A 17857-nucleotide genomic window follows, 5' to 3' on the forward strand; every position below is an offset into this window, starting at 1 on the left:
GGAAATGAAGCCTTTTTTGCGCTGGTGTTTCGTTGCGACAGCTATCACGCTGGCAGGATGCAGCAACTCAAATTGGCGTAAGAGCGATGTGCTGGCGGTTCCGCTACAGCCAACTCTGCAACAGGAAGTCATCCTGGCGCGCATGGAACAAATTCTTGCCAGTCGGGCACTGACCGATGATGAGCGTGCACAGCTATTATATGAGCGCGGAGTGTTGTATGATAGCTTAGGTCTGAGGGCATTAGCGCGGAACGATTTTTCGCAAGCGCTGTCTATAAGACCAGATATGCCTGAAGTATTTAACTATTTAGGTATATACTTAACGCAGGCGGGCAACTTTGATGCCGCCTATGAAGCGTTCGATTCTGTACTTGAGCTTGATCCAACTTACAATTATGCGCATTTAAACCGTGGTATCGCCCTCTATTACGGCGGACGATACAAGTTAGCGCAAGATGATCTGCTGGCGTTTTATCAAGACGATCCTAACGATCCTTTCCGCAGCCTGTGGCTTTATCTCGATGAACAAGAGATAGATGCTGACAAGGCAAAAGTGGCGCTGAAACAGCGTTACGATAAGGCGGAGCGGGATCAATGGGGATGGAATATTGTCGAGTTCTACCTTGGCGACATCAGTGAAAAAACGCTGATGGAACGTCTCAAGGCGGACGCAACGGATAACACCTCGCTCGCTGAACATCTCAGTGAAACCAACTTCTATTTAGGTAAGTACTACCTAAGTCTGGGGGAGAAGGACAGCGCGGAAGCGTTGTTCAAACTGGCGGTTGCTAACAACGTACATAACTTCGTTGAGCACCGATACGCATTGTTGGAACTGGCGCTGTTAGGCCAGACACAAGACGATTTAACAGAATCTGACCAGCAATAGCTGACGAACACCTGAGTCCATTTTTGTAAAAAATGTCATCACCTTCCGGGGTGACGGCTTTTTTGTTCGTCAAAACATCTAATTTGAGCCGGTTCACATTTTTCAATGAAAATGATTGCATATTTTCAGGACGAGTTATGTAGACTGGCCGCCGTAATCTAAGAGGCACTTGTACTACATGACTGATATCCAAACCACTTTTTCCGATCTGGGTCTTAACGAATTCATCCTTAAAGCACTGAATGACCTGGGCTATGAGAAGCCGTCACCCATTCAGGCCGCCTGTATCCCACATCTGCTGGAAGGCCGCGATGTACTGGGTATGGCACAAACCGGTAGTGGTAAAACCGCAGCGTTCTCTTTGCCGCTGCTGCACAACCTCGACCCTGAACTGAAAGCACCGCAGATCCTGGTGCTGGCACCGACGCGTGAACTGGCGGTGCAGGTTGCAGAAGCCTGCAACGAATTTTCTAAACATATGCATGGCGTTAACGTGCTGGCTCTGTACGGTGGCCAACGTTATGACGTGCAGCTGCGTGCGCTGCGTCAGGGCCCGCAGATCGTGGTCGGTACGCCGGGTCGTCTGCTGGATCACCTGAAGCGCGGTACGCTGGATCTTTCTAACCTGCGTGGCCTGGTGCTGGACGAAGCAGATGAAATGCTGCGCATGGGCTTTATCGAAGACGTAGAAACCATCATGGCGCAGATCCCGGAAGGTCATCAGACCGCCCTGTTCTCTGCCACCATGCCGGAAGCGATTCGCCGTATTACGCGTCGCTTTATGAAGGATCCGCAGGAAGTGCGTATCCAGAGCAGCATCACTACGCGTCCCGACATCAGCCAGAGCTACTGGACCGTTTGGGGCCGTAAAACGGATGCGCTGGTTCGCTTCCTGGAAGCTGAAGATTTTGATGCGGCGATTATTTTCGTCCGTACTAAAAACGCCACGCTGGAAGTTGCTGAAGCGCTGGAGCGTAGCGGCTATAGCAGTGCTGCGTTAAACGGCGATATGAACCAGGCGCTGCGTGAGCAGACGCTGGAGCGTCTGAAAGATGGTCGTCTGGATATTCTGATCGCGACTGACGTTGCCGCGCGTGGTCTTGATGTTGAACGTATCAGCCTGGTCGTAAACTATGATATCCCAATGGATTCAGAGTCTTACGTTCACCGCATCGGCCGTACCGGTCGTGCTGGCCGTGCTGGCCGTGCGCTGCTGTTCGTAGAAAACCGCGAACGTCGCCTGCTGCGCAACATTGAGCGCACCATGAAGCTGACTATCCCGGAAGTTGAACTGCCGAACGGAGAGTTGCTGAGCGCGCGTCGTCTGGAAAAATTCGCCGCGAAAGTACAGCAGCAGCTGGAAAGCAGCGATCTGGATCAGTACCGTGCGCTGCTGAGCAAGCTGTCGCCGGAAAACGATCTGGAGATGGAAACGCTGGCTGCCGCGCTGCTGAAAATGGCGCAGGGCGAACGTCCGCTGATTGTGCCGCCGGAAGCACCGCGTCCGCAGCGTCGTGAGTTCCGCGAGCGTGATGAGCGTCGCAGCCCGCGTGATGCACGCGATGGCCGTGACAGCCGCGAAAGCCGTGATGGCGATCGTCCGCGTCGTGAGCGTCGTGACGTTGGTGATATGGAACTGTATCGTATCGAAGTGGGCCGTGATGATGGCGTTGAAGTACGTCACATCGTTGGTGCTATCGCTAACGAAGGCGATATCAGCAGCCGTTACATCGGTAACATCAAGCTGTTTGGTACTCACTCAACTATCGAGCTGCCGAAAGGCATGCCGGGTGAAATCCTGCAACACTTCACCCGCACGCGTATTCTGAACAAACCGATGAATATGCAGCTGATGGGTGATGCGCAGCCGCGTGAGCGTTCTGAGCGTGGTGGTGAGCGTCGTCCTGGCGGTCGCGGTGGCTTCGGCGGCGAACGTCGTGAAGCTGGCGCAGGCCGTGAAGGCGGTCGTCGTTTCAGCGAGCGTCGTGAAGGCGGTGCCCGTGGTAACGGTAACCGTGATGGCGCCAGCCGTGGTCCGCGTCGTGAAGACAGCGCCGGTGGTACAGGTGCCGTTCGCCGTCGCGACTACTAATCGCTAAGCGTGAAATAAAAAACCAGCCGTAAGGCTGGTTTTTTTATGCGTGCTATTCAGGATTATGCCAGTGACTGCGCGGCCTGCATCGCCAGTTCAAACGAGCGCAAACGCGCCTGACGATCGAAAATTTGGCCGTTAACCATAATTTCATCCGCCTGCGTTTCGCGGATTAACGCTGCCAGCCCATGCTGTACCTTTGTCATATCACCCACAATCGACATGCTCAACGCCTGCTGCACGCCATACTGCTCGGAAGGCGACCAGAGATTATCCATATTTTCTACCGGTGCCGGCAGCGGGCCCGGTTTACCCCGGCGCAGGTTGATAAACTGCTGCTGCATAGAGGTAAACAGGAAGCGGGCTTCCCGTTCGGTCTCCGCCGCGACAATATTGACGCATACCATCGCGTAAGGCTTATCCAGGCGTTCGGAGGGCTGGAAATTCTCACGGTACATATGGAGGGCCTGGAAAAGCAGGTCGGGCGCGAAATGGGAAGCAAAGGCAAACGGCAGACCAAGCTTCGCCGCCAGCTGCGCGCTGTACAGGCTGGAACCCAACAGCCAGACCGGTATCTTTAAGCCAAGGCCCGGCACCGGCTGCACCGCCAGCTGGGCTTCTTTATCCGCGTCAAACCAGGAGATCAGCGTTTCCACATCTTCCGGGAAGCTATCGATCAGATTAGAGCTTTGATGGCGACGCAACGCCATCATGGTGCGCTGATCGGAGCCCGGAGCGCGGCCCAGGCCAAGATCGATGCGGCCCGGATAAAGCGAGGCCAGCGTGCCGAACTGCTCAGCAATGACCAGCGGCGCATGGTTGGGCAGCATAATACCGCCTGAGCCGAGGCGCAGCGTTTGAGTATTTGCCGCCAGATAACCGATCAGCACCGAGGTGGCGGCGCTGGCGATGCCGGTCATATTGTGATGTTCTGCCAGCCAGTAGCGATGAAAGCCTAATTCTTCTGCCTGCTGAGCCAGCGCCAGCGAGGCGTGGAATGCATCACGCGGTGAGGCACCTTGTGGAATCGGTGCCAAATCGAGTACTGACAGAGGAATATTTTTTTTCTCAGACATATCTGCTCACTTTGTTGGCTACAGGGCCAGGTATGTCAGCCCTGTAGAAAAACATGCATTCACTTTACCGTATTGCATTTTTAGCAGAGTAGCCAGAATATGCTCAGAGAGCAAAGCGGCGACGGGCAGGGCGTTAAAATAAAGGGCACAGCGACAGCTCGCTGCGCCATACATCAGGATTGCAGCGCCATCCCGGCCAGCTTGCGCCAGTAGCCGTTACAGTCATTTCGCTGCGCCATCATCAATGGGGCCTGGCCTTCTTCATTAGCTCGGAAGCGATCGATAAGCGTCAGCGTCTGTTTATCTTCTGGCGACAGGCGTACCACGTCCACCAGGCCGTGCATACTGGTGAGATCGTTGCCCAGATTATAGCAGTAGCCGCTCATGGTCTGGATACCGTTCAGGACAAAGACCTGCTGATCCTCCTGCGAAAGCACGCGACGCCCCTGCGGATAGTTAATACAGCAGGTTTCGCATTCGTCTTTGGGCTTATCTTCTGACCGGGCGGTAAAGCAGCGGGCCGACAGCGCCAGCGGCAGATGACCGTAAGCCAGCACCTCGGTTTCGAACTTGCCGTGAATGCCTAAATCATCACACTGCTGTTGAATGTCGCGCAGCCAGTCACGCGACAGTTCAACCGGCATACACCACCGCGTCATGCCCAGTCGCAGCAGCATGCGCAGCGTAACGGCGTTATAACAATTAAGCGCATGGCCGACCACAAAGGGAAGTTTCTGCTCCGCCGCCATATTCACGGTGCCCAGATCGTTGGCTTCAATCAGAAACTCGCCGTTATCAACGTAACGTTTAATTTCCTGTAATTCCGAGGCGGACTGCACCAGCGCCAGCGTACTAAACACCACCTGCTTACCGCTTTGCGCCAGCAGCCGGGCAAATTCCATCCATTGATTAAAGCGGGTAGCGCGGCGTTTGCTGCATACCGACTCACCCAAATAAATAATATCCGCGCTGCTTTGCGCTGCGTCCTGATAAAAATCGGCCAGCGTATCCGTTGGCCAGTACCACAGTACCGGCCCTAAAGAATATTTCATTATCTTTCCTTTATTGCCATTTGCGGTGGTAAGCGCCAAGCGTGGTCTGCGTACCTTCCGCCAGCGCGCCTAATTCCGTCATCCAGTTTTCCTGAACGGCAAAAGCGCCCGGCTCCGCTTTACAACGATCGATAGCCTGGCGCCAGATACGAGCGACCTGCGCGACATAGGCCGGGCTACGCTGGCGGCCTTCGATTTTCACCGAAGCAATATTTGCGGCTAACAAATCGGGCAATAGCTCAAGGGTATTCAGGCTGGTGGGCTCTTCCAGTACATGATAACGCTGCCCGTCTACCTGATAGCGTCCCTTACATAAGGTAGGATAGCCCGCGTTTTCGTGGGATTCATAGCGGTCAATCAGCACCTCATTCAGGCGCGATTCCAGCCCGGCGGACGTTTGCTGCCAGCGCACAAAGCGGGCGGGCGAACAGGCGCCGACGGTATTCGGGGATTCACCGGTCATCCACGAAGAGAGATAGCAACGTCCTTCCGCCATAATGCACAGGCTGCCGAAGGCGAAAACCTCCAGCGGAACCGGCGTATTACGCGCCAGCTGACGCACCTGGTGAATGGAGAGCACGCGCGGCAAAACCACCCGCGCGACGTCGAAATGTTGATGATAGAAGCGGATGGCTTCCAGGTTGGTGGCGGATGCCTGAACTGAGACATGCCGTTCGACGTGAGGATAGCGATTGGCGGCATAATCCAGCATCGCCAGATCGGCAATAATCAACGCGTCAGCGCCATGATCAACGGCCATATCAACGGCATTTTGCCAGCGCTTAAAGCCCTCAGGCTGGGCAAAAGTATTAATGGCGACGTGCAGCTTACGCCGATGCTGATGTATTACGCGCGCCGCTTCTTTCAGGCGCTTATCGGTAAAGTTCAGGCCGGCAAAATGACGCGCATTAGTGTCATCTTTCAGTCCGATGTAAACTGCATCGGCTCCGTTCTCGATCGCTGCCTTCAGCGCGGGCAAATTTCCCGCCGGGCAAAGGAGTTCCATGACATATCCTGTAAGCAATGAATACCTGCGCCGAGTGTAGACAAGCTCAGCGTGAGAAATTTTGATTTAAGGCAGCGAATGGCGTATTGATCGGATGAGCGTTGCTGCATTGTTCATCTGGCAGAGTGATTTATTGATCCAGCCAGCCTGGGAAAAGTGGTGCTGTGGCAAAATAACACCTATTTATTTAAAGGAGTAAAGACTGTGTTAAATATGCTTCGCGCTCAGTGTGTTAATCATGGACCGCGTCTGCTGCGTCTGCCGGTGCAGTACACGCCGTTTGTCCTGAAAAAAATCCTGTTGCAGCAGCTGCTGAATACGCAGTTTAGCCATGCGCTGGCGGAAGGTGAGTTAGACTTTCTGCAGGGACGTTGGCTGGGTATTGATATTCATGATATTGCGCTGCGCTGGATCGTTACGCTGGAGAACGATCGGTTACAGATTAGCAATCGTGAGGAAGCCGATGTCTGGTTCCGTGGCGGTGCTAACGATCTGCTGCTGATCGCCGCACGTAAAGTCGATCCGGATACGCTTTTTTTCCAGCGTCGGTTGGTGATCGAAGGCGATACCGAGCTGGGGCTGGAGGTCAAAAATCTGATGGATGCGATCGAACTGGAAAATATGCCAGCGCCGCTGCGCATTGGATTAATGCAGCTGGCCGAATTTGTCGAGGCCGGCCTGAACGAGGACGCGAAATCTTCGGGAGTTCGCGCAGGTGTTTCATGTTAATTCGTACAGAAATAGGGTTGGACGCAGCCGGTATTGATAACCTGCTGCGCCGCTGTTTTCCCACCGGTGCCGAGGCGGATCTGGTGCAACGGCTGCGTGAAGATGGGCAGCTTACGCTGGGCGTCGTCGCGACTGATGAAGAGGGGCAGGTTCTTGGTTACGCCGCTTTCAGTCCGGTAACCTTACAGGACGAAGATCGCAACTGGGTTGGTCTGGCGCCGCTGGCCGTCGATGAACGCGTTCGCCGCCAGGGCATAGGCAAACAGCTGCTTTTTGAAGGGCTGGATACGCTGAATGAATTTGGCTATGCGGCGGTCGTGGTGCTGGGCGATCCCGCCTGGTATGGCCGTTATGGTTTTGAACCGGCGGCGCGCCATCAGCTCCATTGCCCATGGCCGGGCACCGAAGCCGCTTTTCAGGTCTACAAACTGGCGGATGACGCTTTTGCCGACGTTAGCGGCGAAGTGGCTTATTCCACGCATTTTAACCTGAACGATCGCTAAGCCAGCGGGCCAGCGAAACCGGCTGGCTGGCTACCAGCCGGAGCTTTTCCCGGCGTGACAGCTGTTTAACCTGATATTCCAGACGGGAAGCCATCGCCCGATCGCCCGCTTCGCAGATAAGCAGCAGCTCCAGCGGGCCTTTGCCGCGCAGCGCTTTAGCGCCGGTGCCTTTCTGGTGCTGCTGAAAGCGACGCGGCACGTTATTGCTGATGCCGGTATAAAGCGAGCCGGCAGCGGTACGCACAATATACAGCTGCCAGAACGCAGGGGCGATTTCACTCATCTTGATAACCTCCGTTGCGGGTGTGGCATTGTAACGGCAACGGTTCCTGTTGGTCATGGATAGCCGCTTTTTTTATCACTGGAGCAAGAGTGTCTGACGTTAGCGCGATAATTCGCTATTTAAAAAAGCAGCATGTGCTGTCCGTTTGCTGTCGCAACGATGAAACGTTTTGGTGTGCCAACTGTTTTTATTTATTCAATGAAGCGCGTATGGCTTTCTGGATTATGACGGAAGTCGAAACGCGTCATGGCGCGCTGATGGCGCAGCAGCCGCAGGTAGCAGGTACGGTAAGCGGACAGACGAAAACGGTGACGTTGATTAAAGGGATCCAGTACCGTGGCGCGGCGCGCTTACTACATGGCGAACAGGAACAGCTGGCGCGTGCAGCTTACTGTCAGCGCTTTCCTGTGGCGCGAGCCGTATCGGCTCCGCTGTGGGAAATCAGGCTTGATGAAATAAAAATGACGGATAACACTTTAGGTTTCGGTAAAAAAAACCAATGGTTGCGTAACGAAGCGGGAAGTCTGTAACAACAGAAGATTCCCGTTCCCTGCGGCCAGCTCGCTGAGAAGGCTGTGCGGCAGGTCGCCGCACAGTAGAGTAACGCTTTTAAAGGTTGTTAAGAATGCGCAGCGATTCCTGATTAAAGGCCGGCAAATCTTCCGGCGTACGGCTGGTCACCAGCTTGTCGTTATCGACGACCACCTCTTTATCATAAAAGTCAGCGCCGGCATTTTTTAGATCGACGGCGATGGCCTTCACGCAGGTCATTTTACGACCGCGCACGCCGTTGGCGCTGATTAACAGCTGCGGCCCGTGGCAGATTGCAAAGATCGGTTTTCCGCTGGCGACAAATTCCTTGGTAAAGCTGACAAAGCGATCGTCGCCGCGCAGCGAATCCGGCGAATGCCCCCCCGGCAGCAGCAGCGCATCAAATTCCGCCGGGCTGACATGGTCAATATCTTTATCTATTTTTACCTGTGCCTTTCCCTGCTTGCCCGTTACCGTTTTACCGGCTTCCATCTCGATGGTCACAACTTCATGGCCCGCTTTGGTATAGGCTTCTGCAGGGGAGGTAAATTCAGAGTCTTCAAATCCATCGGTAATCAACACCGCTATCTTCTTGCTCATCTTTATCCTCCTGTTTACGTGATACTACCGGGTTAAGCCTGGTTGAGTATGCTGAAAAATCAAATCATCTGCGGCGCTTTATCTGCTAATCTCATTGATAACAGTCAGTTAACCAGCAAAGCGGATCCCGCCGGCCGCATATCAGGAGAGACGATGAGTCGGATACTATTAACCGGAGCCAGCGGCCTGGTAGGAAGCCACCTGTTGCGGCTGTTAATTGCCGAGCCGCGCGTCAGCGAAATTATTGCGCCCACCCGGCGCGCGCTACCGCCGATGAAGAAAGTGATCAATCCGGTGGAGGCGGATCTGACGGATGTGCTGCGTCCTCTGCAGCAGCCGGTTGATATTGTTTTTTGCTGTCTGGGCACAACGCGTAAACAGGCGGGCAGTAAGGCGGCCTTTATCCATGTTGATTACACGCTGGTGGTGGATAGCGCGATTATCGGCCAGCGGCTTGGCGCAAAACATATGCTGGCGGTCAGCGCGCACGGGGCCAACGTCAGCTCTCCTTTTTTCTATCAGCGAGTCAAAGGCGAAATGGAGCGGGCGCTGCAACAGCAGAACTGGCCGCGCCTGACGCTTATTCGTCCCTCTCTGCTGCTGGGCGATCGCCAGCAGCCGCGACCGGGCGAAAGGTTTTTAGCGCCGTTATTCAAACTGCTGCCCGGAAACTGGCGGGCGGTGATGGCTAAAGATGTGGCTGCCGTGATGATGCGCGCGGCTTTTTCAGCTGGCCACAACGACGTGACCATTATTGAATCCGCCGCTATTTCCCGCCGTGCATAAAATGATGAAGGGATAAAGCCCGCCGGTAGCCGTTCTTCCGGGAATAGTCGCCAGGATTGGCGCAGACGTGGAAGGCGTTCAGCGCAAATAGTGGATAACCTGATTACTGCTCCCGCGCCAGACCAGCGAGGGATCTTTTAATTCCCGGATAAATTTACCATCCACCAGCACGTCCAGTTCCGCCACGACTTTCTGCTGGGCTTCGCTAAGCTCTGCCAGCGTGTAGCCGGTCCACAGCCAGATATCCTTACCGGGGCAGGCGCGCCGTACGCGGCGCACCAGACGCAGCACATCGGGCACGTTGGCCGGATGTAGCGGATCGCCGCCGGACAGGGATAATCCCTGCCGTGGAATACGGCGATCGTTCAGATCGCCTATCAGCTTTTCTTCCATATCAATGGTAAAAGGAACGCCGGAGTTCAGCCGCCAGGTGCGCTGGTTATAGCAGCCGGGACACGCATGTTCACAGCCGGCGACAAACAGCGTACAGCGGGTGCCTGGCCCGTTTACCACATCAATGGGGTAATACTGATGGATATTCACAGATGTTTTACCCGCCGCTTCACCTCTTCCTGCTTACCGGCGTTAAACGGACGGGCATCCGGGCTGCCCAGATAGCCGCAAACGCGACGCGTAACGGACACTCTGGCCGGATCGTGGTTGCCGCAGGCCGGGCAGGTGAACCCCTTGCTGGTACAGTCAAACTCACCGGTAAAGCCGCACTCGTAACACTCATCAATCGGCGTATTGGTGCCGTAATAAGGAACGTGGTTATAGCTATAGTCCCAGACGTCTTCCAGCGCTTTCAGGTTGTGCTGCAGATTGGGATATTCGCCGTAACAGATAAAGCCGCCGTTAGCGATGGCGGGGTAAACGGCTTCAAAATCGAGCTTATCGTACGGGTTAACTTTCTTTTCCACGTCGAGGTGGAAGCTGTTGGTGTAGTAGCCTTTATCGGTCACGCCTTTAACCTGACCGAACTCGGCGGCATCAAGACGGCAGAAGCGATCGCAGAGATTTTCGCTGGGCGTGCTGTACAGGCTGAAACCGTAGCCGGTTTCCTCTTTCCAGCTATCGACCGCTTCACGCAAACGCGTAACGATTGCCAGCGCTTTAGCGCGCAGCGTTTCATCATCGTACAGATGCGTCTCGCCGCCGCGCAGGGCGTTAATGGTCTCATGCAGTCCGATATAGCCCAGAGAAACAGAAGCGCGGCCATTTTTAAAAATCTCCGCCACGTTATCGTCAGCGTTAAGCCGCACGCCGCAGGCCCCTTCCATATACAGAATGGGTGCCACGCGCGCTTTGGTCTGTTCCAGCCGGGCGATGCGCGTCATCAGCGCTTTCTTCGCTATGGCTAAACGCTCGTCAAGCAGCTGCCAGAAGCGCGTTTCATCACCGCGTGCCTCCAGGCCAATTCGCGGCAGGTTAAGGCTGATAACGCCCAGGTTGTTGCGGCCATCATGGATCTGCTCACCGTTCTCTTCCCAGACGCCAAGGAAACTGCGGCAGCCCATCGGCGTTTTAAACGAGCCGGTCACCTCGACAACGCGATCGTAATTAAGAATATCGGGATACATGCGCTTGCTGGCGCATTCCAGAGCCAGCTGTTTTATATCGTAATTGGCATCGCCCGGACGGCGATTAAGCCCTTCACGGATCGCAAACACCAGCTTGGGGAAAACGGCGGTTTTACGATTTTTACCGAGGCCCGCGATCCGGTTGCGCAGGATGGACTGCTGGATCAGGCGCGCCGCCCAGCTGGTTCCCAGACCAAAGCCAAAGGTGACGAACGGCGTCTGACCGTTGGCGGTGTGCAGCGTATTCACCTCATATTCCAGCGACTGGAAGGCGTCGTAACACTCTTTCCCGGTGCGCTCCTGGGCATAACGTTCGCTTTCGTCAATCCGCCAGGCACGCGCAACCGCCAGATGTTTTTCATAGCTGGCTTCCACAAAGGGAGCGAGGATCTCATCGATACGGTTAATGGTGGTACCGCCATAAATATGGCTGGCGACCTGGGCGATAATCTGTGCCGTGACAGCCGTTGCGGTAGCAATGGATTTGGGCGGTTCAATCTCGGCATTGCCCATTTTAAAGCCGTTCGTCAGCATGCCTTTTAAATCGATCAGCATGCAGTTAAACATCGGGAAGAAGGGGGCGTAGTCCAAATCGTGATAGTGGATTTCGCCGCGCTGGTGGGCGCGTACCACATCACGCGGCAACATATGCTGCTGAGCATAGTGTTTGGCGACGATGCCCGCCAGCAGATCGCGCTGGGTCGGGATGACTTTGCTGTCTTTATTGGCGTTTTCATGCAGCAGCGCGGGATCGCTTTGCTCCACCAGCCCGCGAATGGCTTTGCTCAGTTTACCGCGCTGTTCGCGTGCAAGATCGCGTTCGTGGCGGTATTCAATATACTGGCGCGCCAGCTGCGGATAGCGACCCGCCATCAATAAGTCTTCTACCGCCTGCTGGATCTCGTGAATATCTACGCGCTCGCGGCTGCTTATTTGTTCACTGACCTGTTGGGCTAACGCTACGCAGTAGGCTTCATCTTCAATCTGAGCGGCCTGGGCTGCGGCGCGAATCGCCCCAGCGATGCGCTGTTGATCAAAGGCTACCTGACAGCCGTCTCGTTTTACTACCGTCGTTGTCACCACCGTTCTCCCCTGAAGCCTTTACTATATGTAGGACTGGTAGTGGATATTAAACGCTATATATGGTGTTTTCGCCTTATTTAAGCGTATTTTTCTTGACGCAGAACAAGGATTGCCAGAGGCGGTTGAAAAGTTAAACGGCGGCTATACAAAAAGAGGTAACGGCGGGCATTAAAGAAAATGCCGCTGCGCACGCTGATGACGCGCAGCGGTTTGACTCAGTAATTTTTCTTCTGATACCACCAGACCGCTTCCCACGGCCGCAGCATTATCTCGCCCGGCTCGTTTTTCGCATCCGGATAGTTGCTTAACAGCACCTCCCAGCCGCTGCCGAACGACTCCTCCGGTCGCCAGGTCTGCGCCTCACGGCTGAAGTTCGCCATCACCACCAGCGTTTCGCCTTCATACTGGCGTTGGTAGCACCACAGATAAGGATGGTTCGGCAGCAGGTCGAGATAGTCGCCCCAGGTCAGGATGAGATAACGCTTACGCAGCTGAATAAGCTGCTTGTAAGCGTAAAAAATAGAGTCCGGGTCGGCGATCGCCGCTTCAGCATTGATGGTTTCATAATTCTTGCTCATGCCGATCCACGGGGTGTCGGTGGAAAAACCGGCGTTCTCGCTGGCGTCCCACTGCATCGGCGTACGGCCATTATCGCGTGATTTACTGGCCAGAATCGCCAGCAGATTTTCACTGTCGCGGCCCTGCGTACGTAGCTCCGCATACATGTTATGACTTTCAATATCGCGGTAGTCGATAATGCGGGTAAAGCCGGGATTGGTCATGCCCAGCTCTTCGCCCTGGAAGATATAAGGGGTGCCCTGCATGCCGTGCAGCACCATCGCCAGCATCTTCGCCGACTGCACACGATATTCACCATCGTCGCCCCAGCGCGAGACCACGCGCGGCTGATCGTGATTACACCAGAACAGGGCATTCCAGGCGCGGTTGTGCATACCCTGCTGCCAGTGGGTAAAGATTTTCTTTTGCGCCACCAGATCCAGCGGAGTCAGCGTCCACTTCTGTCCGTTCCAGAAATCCACCTCGACATGGTCAAAACTGAAGACCATCGACAGCTCATCGCTCTCCAGCGAACCATACTGCTGACAGTGCTCCAGCGTCGCGGAAGACATTTCACCTACCGTTACCAGTTCGCGCGGGCGGAAAACGTCGCGGCTCATCTCACGCATATATTCATGAATGCGCGGGCCGTCGGTATAAAGGCGCAGGCCGTCGCCGTCGGGATCGTCGGGAAAATCCTGATGCTTGGAGACCAGGTTAACCACGTCAAGGCGCAGCCCATCGATGCCGCGATCGGCCCAGAAGTTAACAATCTGCTTCAGCTCGGCGCGTACATTGTCATTTTCCCAGTTCAAATCGGCCTGTTCAGGCGCCCACAGGTGCATATAGTACTGATTACTTTCCGGGTGCCAGCGCCAGGCGGAGCCGCCAAATTTTGACTTCCAGTTATTGGGCGGCTCGGTTGGCGTGCCATCGCGCCAGATATAGTAGTCACGATAGGGGCTTTCCGGGTTCAGCGACTCATGAAACCAGTGGTGCTGGGTAGAAGAGTGGTTAAACACCATATCGAGAATAACGCGCAGCCCGCGTTTATGCGCCTGCTCAACCAAATGGTCGAAATCGCTCATCGTGCCGTAAGCGGGATCGATGGCGGTGTAATTCGCTACGTCGTAGCCGTTATCAACCTGCGGTGAAATATAAAAAGGCGTCAGCCAGATCGCATCCACGCCCAGCAGTTTCAGGTAGTCCAGACGCTGAATCACACCGGCCAGGTCGCCTGTGCCACTACCGGTCGTATCCTGAAAGCTTTTGGGATAGATTTGATAAATGACGCCGTTCTGCCACCATGGTGGAGTTTTATTCATTGCTCAATCCTGATTGCTTATCGGGGCGAAAACCTCCGCCCGTTTTATCGAAAAGTCTGCTTTTTCACATTCAGTAAGGTTAGCTACTCCTTGCGAATTCGAAATGTTTAACGTGACGGAATTCACTGAAAAACGCAGTTTCCCCTAACAGACGGAGCGGCGACAGCGCCATTACCACGGGGCTCCCGCTCTCTTCGCTTTTTAAATGGATTCAGGTAAATCTGTTTTGACGGTTGTTGCAAAAATTTACTGCGCGCCGGGTTTTACGCCAGCGTCGTCTTGCCCGCTGCGATGAAATGTGATTAATGGAATTTTTGCACGGTTTCCGATCCGCCATGATAAAAGGACCTCACCATGTCGCTACGTCATACCGTCTTCACTTTACCTCTGCTGTTTTCCAGTTCCCTTATCGCTTTTGCCGTTTCCGCCGATTCCATCCCGCTGCCGTTGATGCCCTGGCCGCAGCAGGTCGAACAGCCTGCGACCGGCGGCAGGCTGGCGCTGACGCCGCAGCTACAGCTGCATATCGTCGGCGATCTTCCGGAAGGGGCGGATGCGCGCTGGCGCGAACGTATCGCACGTCAGACCGGCTGGACGCTACTGCCCGATACGTCGTCTGCTGTGCCGACGATTACCGTGCGCATCGCCAACAAAGTCGATCCGCTGCCGCAGTTGGAGAGCGATGAAAGCTACCGGCTGGTGGTTGACGACACGGGCGCCACGCTGAGCGCGCCGACGCGTTTCGGTGCCCTGCGCGGTATGGAAACCCTGCTGCAGCTGATCCAGAATGACGGCGGCGGCACCTTTATTCCTTTCGTCACCATTAACGACAGGCCGCGCTTCCCGTGGCGCGGCGTACTGATCGATTCCGTGCGTCACTTTATTCCCATCGAAACCCTTAAACGGCAGATCGACGGCATCGCCGCCGCGCGCATGAATGTCTTTCACTGGCACCTGACGGACGATCAGGGCTGGCGTTTCGCTTCTTCACACTATCCGCAGCTGCAGGAAAAAGCCAGCGACGGCCTGTTCTACACGCAGCAGCAGATGCGCGACGTGGTGCGCTATGCTGCGGATCGTGGCGTGCGCGTCGTGCCGGAGCTGGATATTCCCGGCCACGCCTCCGCTCTCGCCGTGGCGATGCCGGAGCTGATTGCCGCGCCGGGCTCTTACCAGATGGAGCGCGGCTGGGGCGTATTTAAACCGCTGCTCGATCCGTCGAACGAGGAGGTTTACCGCGTTATCGATACGCTGGTAGGGGAGATGGCGGCGATTTTCCCCGATTCCTGGCTGCATATCGGCGGTGATGAGGTGGATGCGCAGCAGTGGAACGATTCGCCGCGTATCCAGCAGTTTATGCGCGAGAAAGGCCTTGCCGACAGCCATGCGCTGCAGGCCTGGTTTAACCAGCGGGTCGAGAAAATCCTTGAAAAGCATCAGCGACGCATGGTCGGCTGGGATGAGATCTGGCATCCCGATCTGCCCAAATCGATCCTGATTCAGTCCTGGCAGGGGCAGGATGCGCTGGGCGCCGTGGCGAAACAGGATTATCGCGGCATTCTCTCCACCGGTTTTTACCTCGATCAGCCGCAGTTCGCTTCCTATCACTACCGTAATGAGGTCTGGCCGCTGGCGTTGAACGGCGCCGGGCACATCGGGGCTGACGAACGCGCCCAGAGCTGGCAGTTTACGCTGCCGCGCCTGAAAGGCAGTCCGGTAAAGGGCAGCTTTACCCTGGTGGAAGGGAAGGCGGGCTGGCGCGGCTTTATCGATTTTGCCGGCAAGTCGCGACGCCTGGTGCAACAGGTGACGTGGCTGTCGCCGGATGAGGTGACCTTCCAGGTTGACAGCTGGATGGGGCCGCTGCAGCCGGTCGTCACGCTGCAGCAGAATCGGCTGGCAGGCTATTTCCTGGTGGGCAACGTACGCTATCCGGTAACGGGAGCGCGGCTTACCGCCACGCCGGCGGGGATTGAACCGGCGATGCCGGACGCGAAGCAGCTGCAGGCCAACCTGAAGGGCGGCGAGGCGGCGCTGTGGGGGGAAAATGTCAGTGCCGACGTGCTGGATATCCGGCTGTGGCCGCGCGCTTTCGTCGTCGCGGAACGGCTCTGGTCGGCGCAAAACGTGACGGACGAGGACAATATGTATCAGCGGCTGGCCGCGGTCGATCGCTGGTCGGCGGTGTCGGTAGGGTTGCAGCAGCATACGCAAGCGCTGACCGGCATGATGCGTTTAGCCAATCGCACCGACGTTGTGCCGCTGCAGATTTTTGCTCAGGCGCTGGAGCCGGCGCATTACTACACCCGTCAGCATCTGAAATTTCAGGCCGGGCACTATACGCTGGCCGAGCCGCTGAACCGGCTGGCGGACTTGCTGCCGGCGGAGAGCATGGCGGTCAGAGCGCTGACGCGGCAGATGGATGCGCTGATTGGCGATCGTGCTAACCAGCAGGCGGCGCAGGCGATTCGCCAGCAGCTGACGCTGTGGCAAAACAACGTGCCGCAGGTAACGCCGCTGATCGAAGCCAACTATCAGCTGCAGGCGCTGCGCCCGGTGGCGGAGCAGGTGGCGGCGCTCAGCAAGATGGGCGTTGCGCTGGTTAACCGGTGGGAAAGCGGTCGGCACCTTACTGCACAGGAAGTCAGGACGATGCGCGGACAGCTGGATGCGGCGGCGCAAACGCAGGATGAACTGGTTATCGCGCTGGTCAGGCCGCTGGAAAAACTGCTGCGCGCCGTGGAGGCAATAAAGCCGTAAAGGCGCAGATGAAATAACCGGTAATCGGCAGAGAGGGGATCGGGCTGCCGCAGCGAGTACGGCAGCCTGAAACCTTAGCGACGCACGGCAATCGCTTCGATTTCAATCTTCACATCTTTCGGCAGACGCGCCACTTCCACGCAGGAACGGGCCGGGAAAGGCGCGCCGTGCTCGCTGAAGAAAGCTTCATAGGCGGAGTTAACGGTGGCGAAGTCGTTAAGGTCTTTAACGAATACCGTGGTTTTCACAATATCGCTCACCTTCAGGCCTGCCGCTTCCACGATGGCCTGCACATTTTCCAGCGACTGACGCGCCTGCGCAGCAACGTCATCAGCGACCGCGCCGGTTTTAGGATCGACCGGGATCTGACCGGAGGTGATGATCATACTGCCCAGATCGACGCCCTGAACATAAGGACCAATGGCGGCAGGGGCTTTTTCCGTGCTGATTTCGCGTGACATAAATTCTCCTGATTAGTGGGGTGTCAGGCGGACAGCCTGTCCGCCATATCGCTTCCATTATAGGGAGACGAAAGGTGATTACCAGTTCGCCAGTACCACCTGGTGCGCAAATTCTTTTTCGCAATATTTACACTTCAGCTGAACGTTTTCAGCGCGTTTCCTGACGGCAAAACTGGAATAAACCGGCTCAGTGCGGCTGATGCAGTTGCCGTTCGGGCAGGTCAGCACGCGCTCAATGCGCTCCGGCAGCGTGGGAACAATTTTGGCCACCACTTCATACTCATCGATGCGGTTAACGGTGGCGTGCGGCGCATATACCGCCAGCTGGTTGATCTGATCGTCAGTCAGGAAGGTGTTTTCGATCTTAATCAGATCCTTGCGGCCCAGCGCGCCGGAAGGCAGGTTAAGCCCAATGGTAATACGCTGATCGGTTTCCGTCAGGCGGAACAGCGTTAAAAGTTTAAAGCCCACCTGCGCCGGAATATGATCGATTACCGTGCCGCGTTTGATGGCTTCAACCTGTAATTTATCTTGCGTCATACT

17 protein-coding genes are annotated in these 17857 nt (G+C 55.8%); 7 read left to right on the forward strand and 10 right to left on the reverse strand.

The window, feature by feature from the left end; all coding sequences use genetic code 11:
* The first annotated feature begins 4 nt into the window (after positions 1–4).
* Both nlpI and COO59_RS15005 read left to right on the forward strand, forming a co-directional pair.
* Positions 5–889, forward strand: coding sequence for a lipoprotein NlpI (nlpI, locus tag COO59_RS15000; protein WP_103060572.1), 885 nt, complete (start codon positions 5–7; stop codon positions 887–889).
* 178 nt (positions 890–1067) lie between these two features.
* A complete protein-coding gene (locus COO59_RS15005) occupies positions 1068–2981 on the forward strand; it encodes a DEAD/DEAH family ATP-dependent RNA helicase (RefSeq protein ID WP_103060573.1) in 1914 nt (637 codons plus the stop codon).
* A 62-nt stretch (positions 2982–3043) separates the two neighbouring features.
* Here COO59_RS15005 and COO59_RS15010 read toward each other — a convergent pair whose 3' ends face one another.
* From COO59_RS15010 to ubiU, 3 genes are all read right to left on the reverse strand, one after another.
* Positions 3044–4057 carry a luciferase-like monooxygenase gene (locus COO59_RS15010; protein ID WP_103060574.1) on the reverse strand — a complete coding sequence of 338 codons (1014 nt, stop codon included), beginning with the start codon at positions 4055–4057 and terminating at the stop codon, positions 3044–3046.
* Positions 4058–4230: 173 nt separating this feature from the next.
* Positions 4231–5109, reverse strand: a complete 879-nt coding sequence (locus tag COO59_RS15015) for a U32 family peptidase (protein WP_103060575.1) — start codon at positions 5107–5109, stop codon at positions 4231–4233.
* A gap of 10 nt (positions 5110–5119) precedes the next feature.
* A complete protein-coding gene (gene ubiU, locus COO59_RS15020; RefSeq protein WP_103060576.1) occupies positions 5120–6115 on the reverse strand; it encodes a ubiquinone anaerobic biosynthesis protein UbiU in 996 nt (331 codons plus the stop codon).
* Positions 6116–6319: 204 nt separating this feature from the next.
* On the opposite strand from ubiU, the gene ubiT reads away from it, so the two are divergent.
* Positions 6320–6844 (forward strand): ubiquinone anaerobic biosynthesis accessory factor UbiT, encoded by a 525-nt coding sequence (gene ubiT / locus COO59_RS15025; protein ID WP_420845709.1) that lies wholly within the window; start codon positions 6320–6322, stop codon positions 6842–6844.
* Complete coding sequence (locus COO59_RS15030) at positions 6838–7347, forward strand: GNAT family N-acetyltransferase (protein ID WP_103060577.1); 510 nt, start codon at positions 6838–6840, stop codon at positions 7345–7347. Before ubiT ends, COO59_RS15030 begins: the two co-directional genes overlap by 7 nt.
* On the opposite strand, the gene COO59_RS15035 is transcribed toward COO59_RS15030, so the two are convergent.
* Positions 7328–7630, reverse strand: a complete 303-nt coding sequence (locus COO59_RS15035; RefSeq protein WP_103060578.1) for a GIY-YIG nuclease family protein — start codon at positions 7628–7630, stop codon at positions 7328–7330. The genes COO59_RS15030 and COO59_RS15035 overlap by 20 nt on opposite strands.
* 89 nt (positions 7631–7719) lie before the next feature.
* On the opposite strand from COO59_RS15035, the gene COO59_RS15040 reads away from it, so the two are divergent.
* Positions 7720–8160 carry a YhbP family protein gene (locus COO59_RS15040; RefSeq protein WP_103060579.1) on the forward strand — a complete coding sequence of 147 codons (441 nt, stop codon included), beginning with the start codon at positions 7720–7722 and terminating at the stop codon, positions 8158–8160.
* Positions 8161–8239: 79 nt separating this feature from the next.
* Here COO59_RS15040 and COO59_RS15045 read toward each other — a convergent pair whose 3' ends face one another.
* Complete coding sequence (locus COO59_RS15045; RefSeq protein WP_103060580.1) at positions 8240–8761, reverse strand: type 1 glutamine amidotransferase domain-containing protein; 522 nt, start codon at positions 8759–8761, stop codon at positions 8240–8242.
* A gap of 153 nt (positions 8762–8914) precedes the next feature.
* On the opposite strand from COO59_RS15045, the gene COO59_RS15050 reads away from it, so the two are divergent.
* On the forward strand, positions 8915–9547 hold the full coding sequence (locus COO59_RS15050; protein ID WP_103060624.1) for an NAD-dependent epimerase/dehydratase family protein: 633 nt from the start codon (positions 8915–8917) through the stop codon (positions 9545–9547).
* A gap of 78 nt (positions 9548–9625) precedes the next feature.
* On the opposite strand, the gene nrdG is transcribed toward COO59_RS15050, so the two are convergent.
* The 3 genes from nrdG to treC form a co-directional block, all read right to left on the reverse strand.
* Positions 9626–10090 (reverse strand): anaerobic ribonucleoside-triphosphate reductase-activating protein, encoded by a 465-nt coding sequence (gene nrdG / locus COO59_RS15055; protein ID WP_103060581.1) that lies wholly within the window; start codon positions 10088–10090, stop codon positions 9626–9628.
* Positions 10087–12207, reverse strand: coding sequence for an anaerobic ribonucleoside-triphosphate reductase (gene nrdD, locus COO59_RS15060; protein WP_103060625.1), 2121 nt, complete (start codon positions 12205–12207; stop codon positions 10087–10089). The genes nrdG and nrdD overlap by 4 nt, the downstream gene beginning before the upstream one ends.
* 218 nt (positions 12208–12425) lie before the next feature.
* A complete protein-coding gene (gene treC, locus COO59_RS15065) occupies positions 12426–14093 on the reverse strand; it encodes an alpha,alpha-phosphotrehalase (RefSeq protein ID WP_103060582.1) in 1668 nt (555 codons plus the stop codon).
* A 354-nt stretch (positions 14094–14447) separates the two neighbouring features.
* On the opposite strand from treC, the gene COO59_RS15070 reads away from it, so the two are divergent.
* The gene (locus COO59_RS15070) at positions 14448–16853 is read left to right on the forward strand and encodes a beta-N-acetylhexosaminidase (protein WP_103060583.1); all 2406 of its coding nucleotides are present in this window, start codon (positions 14448–14450) and stop codon (positions 16851–16853) included.
* A gap of 74 nt (positions 16854–16927) precedes the next feature.
* Here the strand turns inward: COO59_RS15070 and ridA are convergent, their stop codons facing one another.
* Together ridA and pyrI are read right to left on the reverse strand one after the other, a co-directional pair.
* The gene (gene ridA, locus COO59_RS15075) at positions 16928–17314 is read right to left on the reverse strand and encodes a 2-iminobutanoate/2-iminopropanoate deaminase (RefSeq protein WP_103060584.1); all 387 of its coding nucleotides are present in this window, start codon (positions 17312–17314) and stop codon (positions 16928–16930) included.
* A gap of 78 nt (positions 17315–17392) precedes the next feature.
* Positions 17393–17854 carry an aspartate carbamoyltransferase regulatory subunit gene (gene pyrI, locus COO59_RS15080; RefSeq protein WP_103060585.1) on the reverse strand — a complete coding sequence of 154 codons (462 nt, stop codon included), beginning with the start codon at positions 17852–17854 and terminating at the stop codon, positions 17393–17395.
* Positions 17855–17857 lie beyond the last annotated feature (3 nt).

Origin of the sequence: Mixta theicola, assembly GCF_002895925.1 — a bacterium.
Lineage (GTDB): Bacteria > Pseudomonadota > Gammaproteobacteria > Enterobacterales > Enterobacteriaceae > Mixta > Mixta theicola.

Coding starts and splice junctions, on each gene's coding strand:
- nlpI (WP_103060572.1), top strand. CDS start 5: ATGAAGCCTTTTTTGCGCTGGTGTTTCGTTGCGACAGCTATCACGCTG.
- COO59_RS15005 (WP_103060573.1), top strand. CDS start 1,068: ATGACTGATATCCAAACCACTTTTTCCGATCTGGGTCTTAACGAATTC.
- COO59_RS15010 (WP_103060574.1), bottom strand. CDS start 4,057: ATGTCTGAGAAAAAAAATATTCCTCTGTCAGTACTCGATTTGGCACCG.
- COO59_RS15015 (WP_103060575.1), bottom strand. CDS start 5,109: ATGAAATATTCTTTAGGGCCGGTACTGTGGTACTGGCCAACGGATACG.
- ubiU (WP_103060576.1), bottom strand. CDS start 6,115: ATGGAACTCCTTTGCCCGGCGGGAAATTTGCCCGCGCTGAAGGCAGCG.
- COO59_RS15030 (WP_103060577.1), top strand. CDS start 6,838: ATGTTAATTCGTACAGAAATAGGGTTGGACGCAGCCGGTATTGATAAC.
- COO59_RS15035 (WP_103060578.1), bottom strand. CDS start 7,630: ATGAGTGAAATCGCCCCTGCGTTCTGGCAGCTGTATATTGTGCGTACC.
- COO59_RS15045 (WP_103060580.1), bottom strand. CDS start 8,761: ATGAGCAAGAAGATAGCGGTGTTGATTACCGATGGATTTGAAGACTCT.
- COO59_RS15050 (WP_103060624.1), top strand. CDS start 8,915: ATGAGTCGGATACTATTAACCGGAGCCAGCGGCCTGGTAGGAAGCCAC.
- treC (WP_103060582.1), bottom strand. CDS start 14,093: ATGAATAAAACTCCACCATGGTGGCAGAACGGCGTCATTTATCAAATC.
- COO59_RS15070 (WP_103060583.1), top strand. CDS start 14,448: ATGTCGCTACGTCATACCGTCTTCACTTTACCTCTGCTGTTTTCCAGT.
- ridA (WP_103060584.1), bottom strand. CDS start 17,314: ATGTCACGCGAAATCAGCACGGAAAAAGCCCCTGCCGCCATTGGTCCT.
- pyrI (WP_103060585.1), bottom strand. CDS start 17,854: ATGACGCAAGATAAATTACAGGTTGAAGCCATCAAACGCGGCACGGTA.